We start from the raw sequence: 9926 nt of genomic DNA, 5'->3' as shown, positions 1-9926 counted from the left end.
GAGGTGAACGCCGATGCCCTGCCCGCACTGACAGCCTGACCCCTCATCGAAGGATCGCTACACCACTACCTGGGACTTGACCCACCCGGACTCTTGTTCGGGAGTCGGTGAGCAGCGGCCGGCGCGGCGAAGGGCCAGGACGGTCCTACTCCGATCACGTAGAGAACGTGTTGGAGAAGGCCCAGATCGAAAAGATGCGCCGGGGTCTGGCGTGCGTGGTCGAGGCGACGAAGCCTCTGATCGTGGCAGAGCTGGAGCCGGCGTTTAGGCGCTACGCGAAGAAGAAGCAGGGCAAGGACAGTGCGCGGAAAGATCCGGGGCTCCCGGAGCCGGCCGTGGCAGAAGCGAGTGACGAGACCGTGAAGGGTGAGCTGTGATGGCGAAACAGTCACGTGAGGAGTATCTGGCCGAGCGAGCTAGCCGGGTCGAGGAGCTGACCGAGGGCATGGCCGATCGCGTTGCGGCGATCGCGACCGGCCCGGAAGCACGCGAGCTCGTGGAGTTCGCGGCGCAGTTCCGGGGCCGGTCCCCGCGCAATGCGATGTTGATCTTCCAGCAGTGGGAGGCACGGTGTCAGGCCCAGGAAGATCCCGCGCAGCGGCCCGAGCAGCCGAGCATGATCGCCGGGTACAAGCAGTTTCAGGCGATGGGTCGGCAGGTGCAGAAGGGGGAGAAGGGCTATCAGATCCTCTCCCCGGTCACGGCGCGGTTCGCGTCTGCGACGCCGAGCAATCAGGACTCGTGGCGGCGGCTCGCTCCGCGTGAGCGGGCCAATCCGGGCGAGAAGGTGGAGTCCAAGATGGTCGGCGTGAAGCCGGCAACGGTGTTCGACATTTCCCAGACGGAGGGGCCGGATATTCCGGCGCTGCCTAAGTGGGAGCCGTTGGCACCGGGCGTGGTCCCGGAGGGGCTGCGCGAGGCAGTGGAGGCGGAGATCGGTCGTGAGGGCTACCGGCTGAACGGCACTGCTGACGGGTCGGTCGGGGCGGAGGGCACGACGAACTTCTCCACCAAGGAAGTCACGTTCGATGCGAGCCGGCCGGAGAACGAACAGGTCTCCACGTTGCTGCACGAGCTGGGGCACATCAAGCTCCATTCGCCCTCGGGCAGTGAGGACATGCTCAACAAGTCCTCGCACCTGGGGCAGATGGAGTTCGAGGCGGAGACTTTCGCGCACGTCATCGCGGGGCTGCACGGCATGGACACCTCGGCGTCCTCGGATGCCTACGCCGCCGGCTGGACGTTCGATCACACGAAGGCCGACCCGAGCAGGGCGGCCGAGATGACGGTCAATGCAGCCGATCGGGTGATGAAGGCCGTCAACGGCACGGTGGATCGAATGCCGGTCGGGACGGACCTGGGGACCGGGGCACCGCCGAAGGAGGACGGGCCGGCAGCCGATGCACCAGCGCAGAACACTACGGACCGGCGGGTGCGTAACGCCCTGCGGATGGAAGCCCAGGCACCGGCGAAGATCCGCGAGGAATCACCGGTCGATGACGGCCCGCGCCCCACGGTGCGGGCTCGACACTGAGGAAGGACATGGCGATGAGCGAGCAGGGAAGTAGCGAACAGCGAGACGCGCTGGAGGCACGGTGGAGTGCGTGGGCTGGTCCCGCGCAGTCCGTTCTGGAGGTCCGGGGGGCGGTCCTCGATGAGGAGCCGCCTCGCGTGACGCTGGGACGCGCGGGGCTAGATGATCCCGAGCAGCAGGTGACGGTGGCGCTGGGCCGTGACGACGGGCCGGCGACGTATCTGGTCGATGAGCAGAACGTACGTCTCTCCGTCCGGGAGGCAGCACAGACCTTGTACGTCAGCGGCCCGGAGATGAGTGGCGCCAGGGCAGCGGTGCTCGATGGGCTGGAGCAGTCCGAGCGGGCAGCGGGTCGGACGCCGGCGGATCGTGCCCCTGCGGTCGGGGAGTGGTCGCCGGTGGTGAAGGAGACCATCACCGTGGCCCAAGCACGGTCGCTGTTCTCCGAGCGTGCCGAGGCTGCGCCAGATGGAACGTCGCGGCGTGAGGACATGAAGAAGGCTGTGGCCGGGATTGAGCAGGAGTACCGGGTGGTTCCCGATCCGCGTATCCATGCGCACGAGGAGCAGCGGCTACGCAAGCGCGACGGTGTGCGGGAACGCAATCAGGCGCGGATGGAGCGGCAGGTGCCGGCCGGGATCAGGGATGAGGAGCCGGGGGAGTCGCTGCGACGGGCAGCGCCCCGGCCGAGCCGATGAGGAGAGTTCGGGCTCACGCTGTTGTGGGTCAGAAGCGGGCACGCCGCCGGAGCCAGTACGCCTCGTACATGGCTTCGGCGGCCTGGCGTATCCGGCGGGAGAACTGGATCGCTCACCAGGAGTACGTGACCGGGCAGCCGGTCGGCTGCGCGGTGTGCGGGGATGAGGACTGGGACGACCTGCACCACCTGACCTATGACCGGATGGGCGAGGAGCTGCACAAGGATCTGGTGGCGCTGTGCCGGCCTCACCACGAGGCCATGCACAGGGCCTACGACGCGGGCCGGTGGCGGAACATAGGCTACGAAGCCGTGATGCGGCGACTGCTGCGCCTGGCCTGCGAGAAGCACGAACGGCGGACTTGATGAGCACTCGATGGTGGATACGCGAGGGTGCAGGCCTGGTCGATGACGACGGGCATCCTGCCCTCCCGGCCGAGGCGTTGCACGAGACGGACAGCATCGCCGGGGCGGAGTCGTGGATCGAGCTGCCCACTACCCGGTGGGGTCACCGGCACCGTGAGCTGAACGCTCGCGCGAACTTCGAACACCTCGAAAAGCTGTACCCATTCGTACAGCGGGTGCTGGCTGTTTGTGGGCAGTGGCGGTGCCTGATCGTGCGTGACGTGGATCTGTGGCGACTCGATGACGTGATCGACGTTCTCGAGGACGGCGAGAGTGCGAGCCAGGCGACGGTGACGGCGCTGCTGCGCCGGCTGCTGCGCCAACAGGTCGAGCAGGTCGAGGCGGCTGAGGTGATCGAGGATCTGCCCGACCTGCTCACGGACGCGGGATATGACGACGCGGCACGGACCGTGGCCGGTTCCTTGGATGAGGAAGCGGTGGTGCGGGCCTATCTGACGATCGCGGCGGATACGTCCCCGTGGCCGGTCGTGGATGCGCTCGGGGCACGGTTCCCGGCGCATCGTGTCGTGGTGGAGCGGCTTGTCGAAGCAGTAAGGCAGAGACCGGAACTGGTCTCAGGTGGCGCACCGCTTGGTGGTGCGCCGTCGTGGCAGACATACGAAGGGTGGTTGCTGGGATGAGTGACAACGAGGGGTTCGAGGATCTGGAAATGGAGATCGACCAGACCGAGGAGCCGGCGGTGGCAGAGCTGCCGGCACCGGTGGACTGGCTGGGGCTGTCGATCCATGAGTGGGGCGAGGAGATCGGCCGGCTGCGCCTGTGGGTGGGGCAGATCGTCACGGAGTGGGCACTGCCCTCCAGCGTGGTCCTGCCGTGCTGGGAACAGCATGGGGCGATGGTCCAGCTGCTCGGGTCGCTGCGCGATGCGTACGACACGCTCTATCACGAGATGCAGCCGGGGACTGGGGCGGTGGACTGGCAGCGGTATTGGTCGTGGGCGCGCGCGGAGCTGTCCTCGATGACTGGTTCCCAGCGGTGCACGCCCTCGGAGCACCACGCCGATCGGCTCCAGGAGTGGGCACGCTCGATCGCTGAGGGGGGAGAGTCCAGTGAGGTCACGATGGCGGAGGACGCCCGCGTGGATCTCGCCGTGCGGAACCATATCGAGAAGGGCCGTACCGGTGGGCCGCTGAATGTCGTGTTCGTTGACTTCACGAAGGAGCGGTGACATGAGCATTCCCAAGGTGTGGAACATCGACTATGCCTGTGGGCATAGCGGCGAAATGGATCTTTCCCAGAAGCGGATCGACCAGCGCGCCGGATATGCGAAGTGGCTCGAAAAGCGCGATTGTTTCGAGTGCTACAAGGGCAAGGGCACCAAGAAGATTTCCAAGGAGCGCGAGCAGGAGCGTGCCGAGGAACTGGAGAAGGTCGCCGTGCAGGAAAAGCGCGACGGGCTGCTTCCCCTGTCCGGGTCGGAGAAGCAACAGGAATGGGCGCGCACTCTCCGGGGGGAAGTGCTGGCGGGCCTGTATGACCTCTACGTCACCAGCGAGGAGCACGACGAGGAGTGGTTCGACTCGGAGGTCCTGACGCCGGCGCGGATGATCGCTACCTCGCGGTGGTGGATCGACAATCGAGAGTTCGAGCTGCCGGCGTTCCCGGAGCTGCTGGCGGCTGGTGCGCAGAGCGACGACGCGAGCGAGAACGTCGCCTGACAGACCGCACGACAAGGAGGCCAGGGCAATCGCCCTGGCCTCCTTTCTGTGCGCTGTGGGGGTGTCAGCGGGTGGGCCGTGCCGGCTTCTGCGCGCGGTCCTCGTCCATCTCCGGGCGGGCCGTCTGCGGGGTCCGGGGCTGCTGGCTGGTGGTGGCGCGGCGGTAGCGGGCTCCGCGCTGGTTCTGCTCGGCCGTGGCGGCGTCCTTGGGCATCTGCCGGCGCACCGTGGCCTCGTGGTGCAGCTCGCCGTCCTGGGCGTCCAGATCCTTGATATCCAGGCGTGCAGCGCGGATGGTCTGTGCGAGGCCGGCCTCGGTACGGTCGGCCTTCTTGAACTGCTGCTGCGCTGTCGAGGCGTGCTCTTTGGCCTGCTGGACCTTGGTGGGGAGTCCGGTGCTGGACAGGGCTTCCTGGGCGGCCTCGGTGGCTCGGGCGTGAATCCACGAGTCCGTCTCGGCCAGCTCGGGCACTGCCCCGTGCGCGGCGATGAAACGCTGCTCTGCCTCGGTGGCGGCGCGCTCGGCGGAGCGACGGCGAAGCATCCCAGCGGAGCCGGCCGCCTCGCGCGCCTGGTGCAGCGCGGTCAGGTCGGTTCGGATCGTGGCGGCCTTGTCAGTGGTGAGCTGGTCGCTGGTGGTGTCGAGCTGCTGCTGAGCCAGACGCACCGCCTCGGCGGCCTCGTGCGCCTCGCGGCGGGCCTCGTCGGCGCGGGAGCCGGCGCTGTCCTGCTGGGCGGAGGTGCGGTCGATCGTGAGACGTGCCTGGTCCCGCTCAGCCCGGATGCGCTGCTGTTCCTGCTGGAGGCTGAGCGCTTGACCGAAGGGCCGGCGCAGCTTGTCGGTGGGCTTGGCGGGCTGGTGAATCGCCGCGCCCTCGCGCTCGTGCTGCTCGCCGCGTGCCTGCTCGGGGTCCATGACGGTCCGGGTCTCGATCTCGTCAGCCAGAGCGGAGAGGTGCTTATCGGTGCGGCCAAGCTGTTCGCGGGACTTCTCCATCGTCCCGTCGATCTCTTCGAGCTGGCGCTTCGCGGTGTCGCGGCGCTTCTCGGCGGTGAGCACGGTCAGCTCGTCGGCCTGGTCACGCTTGGCGACGGCCACGGCCGGCAGGATCTCGACCTCCAGCTTCTCGGTGAGGACGTGCCGGCGGTTCTCCTGCTCGCGGACCTCGGCGGTGAGCTTGTCCCGGCGGCGAGTGAGGCGGTCGTGGGTGATAGCCGGCTCCAGCAGATCCCCGAACGGGCGGGACTTATCGCGCCACGTACCGGGGGCGGGTGCCTGCTCGGCCTCGGCGTCGATGCCGGCGCGGTCCAGATCGGTCTTGACCAGCTCGCGGAGCTGATCGTCAGTGAGGTCGTTACGCTCCCGGAGCATCGCGTCGCTGATCTGAGTGAGCACGGCGGTCTCGTCACTGCCGGCAACGAGAGCACGGTTGTGCAGCTTCCCGCGACTCATCCCCACGTACAGCTGAGCAGCGGTCGTGCCCTCAGAGACGACGGTCACGGCGCGGCGGGCGGTGACGCCCTGCGCACCATGGATCGTGCTGGCGTACCCGAGAGTGACGTGCTCAGCGGCGTACTCGGCGGGGATCTTCTCGGTGCGCTGGTCGATACCACCGGAGAGGGTCACGGTCCCGTCCTCGGCCAGCTCGCGGACCGTCCAGTTCTCGCGGTTGGCGACGGAGTAGCCATCGCTGCGGTGGTTCCGGCGGGTGGTCACCACGTCTCCGACATGCAGCACGGCTCCGTCGCGGCCGGCTGCCATCGTTGTGGTGTCGAGCTGCCCCGCCTCGATCCGGGACTCCTGGACGGCCTGGTTGATCGCCTCGACCACATCGTTGTCGCTCGCCATCACGGCGATGGACTCCCCGGCGCCATTCGCGGTCATCCACGCTGCGGCTGCCTGCTCGGTCTGCGCGTCCGTGTCGCTGAGCTGGGCCACGTGGCCATGCTGCTGGAGCCACAGGGCCACCTCGTGCGCCTTCTCCGGGGTGCCCGCGGTGCGGAGGTCGCGGGAGATCTCGGCATAGGCGGTGTCGGCCTCGCGGGGGTCGTCCTCGCGGCGGAAACGGTGGATCGCGTACAGGTCCACGCGGGCCTCGTCGGGGAGCTGCGCCTGTACTAGAGCCATCGCGCCGGAGTGCCCCACCGGGCGGACTTGGTTGGGGTCTCCGACCAGGGCGAGACGCGCGCCGGTGTCGTCAGCGACGGTCAGTAGGGCGCTCATCGCGTCCACGTCCACCATGCCGGCCTCGTCGCACACGATCAGATCGCCGGCGGCGAGCTGCGCGGCCTGGGAGGGTCCGTAGTAGATCGAGCCGTCATTGTCGGTGTCGCCACTGGAGATCCGGCCCCACGTCGTCTGCCCGGACTTCTCGGTGTGCCAGCGGTAGCCGTGCTGGTACAGCAGGGCGTGGAGGCTGGAGCCGTCCGCGCCGATCTCGGCCTGGGCGACCTGCGCGGCCTTCATCGTGGGCGCGACGGTGAGCATGCGGCTGCCCTCGGCGGCCACGGCGCGCTCGGCCACGGTGAGCATCGTGGTCTTGCCCGCGCCGGCCGGTCCCTCGATGGCCACCAGCGGGGAGCTGCCGGCCACGGCCCGTGCTGCCTCGATCTGGCGATCGTCCAGCTGCACGGGGTCCTCGCCGGCGGTGGCCCGCTCGGCGTCCACGGTCTTGACGGCCGCGCCGATCGCCTCCAACGGTGCCGGGGTGGCGTCACCGATCGCGGCCCTGACGGCGGCCCGCTCGGTGATCGTCGCGCGCACCTGACCGACCGAGGTCAGGCGGAAGGACTTCACGTCCTCGGGGCCTCGAACGTCGGCCGGTGCCAGGGACTCGCAGTCGGCCAGGGCTCGAGTCTCGACCTCACCGATCAGCCGTGCCAGCTCGGCCGGGTCCTCGGTGAGCTGAGCCTGGGCGACGGCCATCGTCGCGCCGGCTCGGAGGTCCACGCGGGAGAACCGGCCCTGCGAGCGGACGGCCCGCTGATCGGTCCATCCCAGGGCGTATGCGGTGAGCTGTTCACGGTCCACCTCGTGCGCTCCGCGCGGGGTCACCGGGGAGGGGTCACGGGGGAGCAGAACGGCGGGGTCCACGTCGGCAATCTCGCGGCGCACCTGATCGCGCCACTGGGCCTCGTCCAGATCGTCGGGCTTCTGCGCCCGGTCCAGTGCCCATGCCTGACGGTCCCACGATTCGATGAGTCGCGGGGAGGGCTCCTCGCCGGGATTCGCGGTCCGCCACTCCTTCTCGAAGCGGCCCTTGTTGCGGGTGATCTGGGCGGCCCGCTTACTCATCGGTTCCACAACGTGAGACAGCTCCGCGATCTCTCCGTCATCGTTGAGGGAGTAGCCGTGCTTTGCCAGCGCGTCCCTCCAGCGCTGATCGGTGCGGGCGGCCAGCTCGCCGCGCGCGTTGACGAGAACCTGGTGGCGGAACACCTGCTGTGAGTCCACGTTGGACCACTTGCCGTCCTCGCCCTGAACCTTCGCGTTCAGCCAGAGGTGGCGGTGCGCGTGAGGGTCCAGCGACCGGGAGCGCTCGTGGTCCAGCTCGACCACCTCGATCTGCGCGAGGCCGATCCGCTGCTTCCCGCCGGCCCCTCGGCGGGTGGACAGCTCATCGCTCCACGCGGTGACGGTCTCGTCGGTCACGCGGTCCATGAGCGCGTCGAACTCCTCGCGCAGCTCGGGGTGGAGCACGGCGGCGAGGGAGTACGACTTGGGCGCGTTGATCGTCGCGTCGTAGAGCAGGTGTGCGTCCGGGGAAGTCATCGCCCGGCCGCGCTGCTCGCCGGTCTCGGGATCCGCGCCGTCGATCCACGCGCGCAGCTGCTCGGCGTCGAGGCGATCGCGCTGGATGCCCTCGGCACCGGCGGTGTGGCGGACCACGGTGGGGGCGTCATCGGGGCCGTACGCGACGGCCGCGTCTGCGCCGGCGGAGACCTGCTGCTCGACCTCGGCGGCGTCGCAGCCGCCCTGGAGGGCGTAGGCGGTGGCATGGCGGATTCCGTGGCCGTCAACGCCACGTCGCCAGACCTGAACTCCTCCGCGCATGCGGCCAGCGTAGCGCACCAACCACGTAGTGCTTACGTGCATAGCATTAGATGTTGAGGAGGATGGTAGGCGACGTGGGGGCTTGTAGGGGTGTCGAGGAACGGCGACGGGGGATCGGGGAACAGCGATGGGGTGTCGAGGAACGGCGACGGGGTTGGGTGCGGGGGCGGCGGCTGCGGTGGCAGCTGTCGTGGCGGCGTGGCTTGTCGAGGGTAAGGACAACGAGGAGGAGACAGCGATGGGCAAGCAGAGGAAGTATCTGGATCGGGGACGGAAGATCGAGCTGGAGGGGCGACCGTACGAGGTGGACTGGATGACGCTTCTGGGAGCGGGCCGGTCTGCTGTCCAGAGGGGTCGCGCGGATGGGGCAGCGTTTCTCTCGGAGGTCATGTGGGAGGGCGTGGATCCGGCGGTGGTCACCCCCCGCCCCGCTGCGCTGGACTACCCCCTGATGCGGCGGTGGCTCGACGTGAACGAGGACGAAGCGATCGACTACCTCATGGATGAGTGGGGCCTCGCCTTCGATGAGCCGGCCCCGGAGAACGCAAGCCAGGCAAACGAGCTGCTGGAGCTGGAGGACTGCATCACGGCGGGCCGGGGGGCACACATGCTGAGCGCCTATCAGCGGTCCTTGCCGGAGGGGACGGGGACCTGGTTCGTCGGGTACTGCTCGGATTGTCTGAGGGCGATCCTGATGTGGATTGATGATGACGACCTGAGTAGTCGGTGGTGGCCGTTCTATGACCAGGAGTCCGCATGAGCACCGACGACTCGGAGCCCATCACTGAGGGGGTCGATCCGCGCCAGGGAGACCTCCTGGAGCTGCTGGAGACGAAGAGCGACGACGAAGGAGTGTCAGCATGCGAGACGAGCTGAGGACCCAGATTCAACGTGTCGAGGAGGAGATCGGACCCCACCCGGACCTGTCCGCGTTCGTCACCGTGCACGACGCTGTGCGCGGCTCGGCCGGCTCCGACGCGGCCCGGGCGTACCAGGGCAGCGCGCCCGTGACGCTCTACAGCGATGAGGGCCACGAGTACTCGATCGGCTTCGATGTGCTCCTGGACGAGCTGCTGATGCTCGCCGCGATGGACGTAGGCCAGAGCCTCACCGATGAGGCTCGGGGCTGAACGAGAGTAGGAAGGTAGGTTGGGCAGATGAGCGGCGACGGGTTCAGCGATACCGGCATGATCGTCTTCTTCGTGACCATGTTGGTGATGAGCGGAGGCCTCTTGGTGGCCACCTGTGCGACGGCGTTGTTCGCGCGCCGGCACCGGCTACTCAAAGCGCTCGGAGTGTTCCTCGGGGGAGGCGTGCTCGGCGTCCCCGTGCTCATCGCGGCAACGGCGGTCGCGATGTACATCTGACCCCCGCCGTCCGCTCCAGACAGAAGTGACCCCCGCCCTCGAACTCGAGGACGGGGGTCACTGCGTGGGGGTCACAGGGCGATGCGGCTGCGCGGTGCTGCTGCATCTAACCTCGGGATTTCATGGGGGTGTGGTCCCGACCGGCGGACGGCTTAGAGAAAGGTGCTCCTGACCTGGAATAATACGGGGT

General features: G+C 68.4%; 11 protein-coding genes. 10 read left to right on the top strand and 1 reads right to left on the bottom strand.

Annotation, left to right across the window (positions count from 1 at the left end):
* Positions 1 to 242 precede the first annotated feature (242 nt).
* The 7 genes from ABD093_RS18675 to ABD093_RS18645 all read left to right on the top strand — a co-directional run bounded on the left by ABD093_RS18675 (position 243) and on the right by ABD093_RS18645 (position 4315).
* Positions 243 to 377: a hypothetical protein gene (locus ABD093_RS18675; RefSeq protein ID WP_343926425.1), complete on the top strand. Its 135-nt coding sequence runs from the start codon at positions 243 to 245 to the stop codon at positions 375 to 377.
* Positions 377 to 1534: an ArdC-like ssDNA-binding domain-containing protein gene (locus ABD093_RS18670; protein ID WP_343926427.1), complete on the top strand. Its 1158-nt coding sequence runs from the start codon at positions 377 to 379 to the stop codon at positions 1532 to 1534. The genes ABD093_RS18675 and ABD093_RS18670 overlap by 1 nt, the downstream gene beginning before the upstream one ends.
* Before the next feature lie 14 nt (positions 1535 to 1548).
* Positions 1549 to 2232, top strand: coding sequence for a hypothetical protein (locus ABD093_RS18665; protein WP_343926423.1), 684 nt, complete (start codon positions 1549 to 1551; stop codon positions 2230 to 2232).
* Positions 2233 to 2300: 68 nt separating this feature from the next.
* Positions 2301 to 2597 (top strand): hypothetical protein, encoded by a 297-nt coding sequence (locus ABD093_RS18660; RefSeq protein ID WP_343926421.1) that lies wholly within the window; start codon positions 2301 to 2303, stop codon positions 2595 to 2597.
* A gap of 77 nt (positions 2598 to 2674) precedes the next feature.
* Positions 2675 to 3277 carry a hypothetical protein gene (locus tag ABD093_RS18655; protein WP_343926419.1) on the top strand — a complete coding sequence of 201 codons (603 nt, stop codon included), beginning with the start codon at positions 2675 to 2677 and terminating at the stop codon, positions 3275 to 3277.
* Entirely contained in the window at positions 3274 to 3825 is a 552-nt protein-coding gene (locus ABD093_RS18650; RefSeq protein WP_343926417.1) for a hypothetical protein, read from the top strand. The genes ABD093_RS18655 and ABD093_RS18650 overlap by 4 nt, the downstream gene beginning before the upstream one ends.
* A gap of 1 nt (position 3826) precedes the next feature.
* Positions 3827 to 4315, top strand: coding sequence for a hypothetical protein (locus tag ABD093_RS18645; RefSeq protein ID WP_343926415.1), 489 nt, complete (start codon positions 3827 to 3829; stop codon positions 4313 to 4315).
* 64 nt (positions 4316 to 4379) lie between these two features.
* On the opposite strand, the gene mobF is transcribed toward ABD093_RS18645, so the two are convergent.
* Positions 4380 to 8369: a MobF family relaxase gene (gene mobF, locus ABD093_RS18640; RefSeq protein WP_343926413.1), complete on the bottom strand. Its 3990-nt coding sequence runs from the start codon at positions 8367 to 8369 to the stop codon at positions 4380 to 4382.
* A 178-nt stretch (positions 8370 to 8547) separates the two neighbouring features.
* Here mobF and ABD093_RS18635 point away from each other — a divergent pair, with 178 nt between their 5' ends.
* From ABD093_RS18635 to ABD093_RS18625, 3 genes are all read left to right on the top strand, one after another.
* Complete coding sequence (locus ABD093_RS18635; protein WP_343926411.1) at positions 8548 to 9129, top strand: hypothetical protein; 582 nt, start codon at positions 8548 to 8550, stop codon at positions 9127 to 9129.
* Between the two features lie 100 nt (positions 9130 to 9229).
* On the top strand, positions 9230 to 9499 hold the full coding sequence (locus tag ABD093_RS18630; protein ID WP_343926409.1) for a hypothetical protein: 270 nt from the start codon (positions 9230 to 9232) through the stop codon (positions 9497 to 9499).
* A gap of 27 nt (positions 9500 to 9526) precedes the next feature.
* Positions 9527 to 9736, top strand: coding sequence for a hypothetical protein (locus ABD093_RS18625; protein ID WP_343926407.1), 210 nt, complete (start codon positions 9527 to 9529; stop codon positions 9734 to 9736).
* Positions 9737 to 9926: the final 190 nt, after the last annotated feature.

It is taken from the genome of Brachybacterium tyrofermentans, from assembly GCF_039526165.1.
Classification (GTDB): Bacteria; Actinomycetota; Actinomycetes; order Actinomycetales; family Dermabacteraceae; genus Brachybacterium; species Brachybacterium tyrofermentans.
Note: the sequence above shows the minus strand (reverse complement) of the source record. Positions and strands in the feature narration are given on the sequence as shown.

Coding starts and splice junctions, on each gene's coding strand:
- ABD093_RS18670 (WP_343926427.1), top strand. CDS start 377: ATGGCGAAACAGTCACGTGAGGAGTATCTGGCCGAGCGAGCTAGCCGG.
- ABD093_RS18665 (WP_343926423.1), top strand. CDS start 1,549: ATGAGCGAGCAGGGAAGTAGCGAACAGCGAGACGCGCTGGAGGCACGG.
- ABD093_RS18660 (WP_343926421.1), top strand. CDS start 2,301: ATGGCTTCGGCGGCCTGGCGTATCCGGCGGGAGAACTGGATCGCTCAC.
- ABD093_RS18650 (WP_343926417.1), top strand. CDS start 3,274: ATGAGTGACAACGAGGGGTTCGAGGATCTGGAAATGGAGATCGACCAG.
- ABD093_RS18645 (WP_343926415.1), top strand. CDS start 3,827: ATGAGCATTCCCAAGGTGTGGAACATCGACTATGCCTGTGGGCATAGC.
- mobF (WP_343926413.1), bottom strand. CDS start 8,369: ATGCGCGGAGGAGTTCAGGTCTGGCGACGTGGCGTTGACGGCCACGGA.
- ABD093_RS18630 (WP_343926409.1), top strand. CDS start 9,230: ATGCGAGACGAGCTGAGGACCCAGATTCAACGTGTCGAGGAGGAGATC.
- ABD093_RS18625 (WP_343926407.1), top strand. CDS start 9,527: ATGAGCGGCGACGGGTTCAGCGATACCGGCATGATCGTCTTCTTCGTG.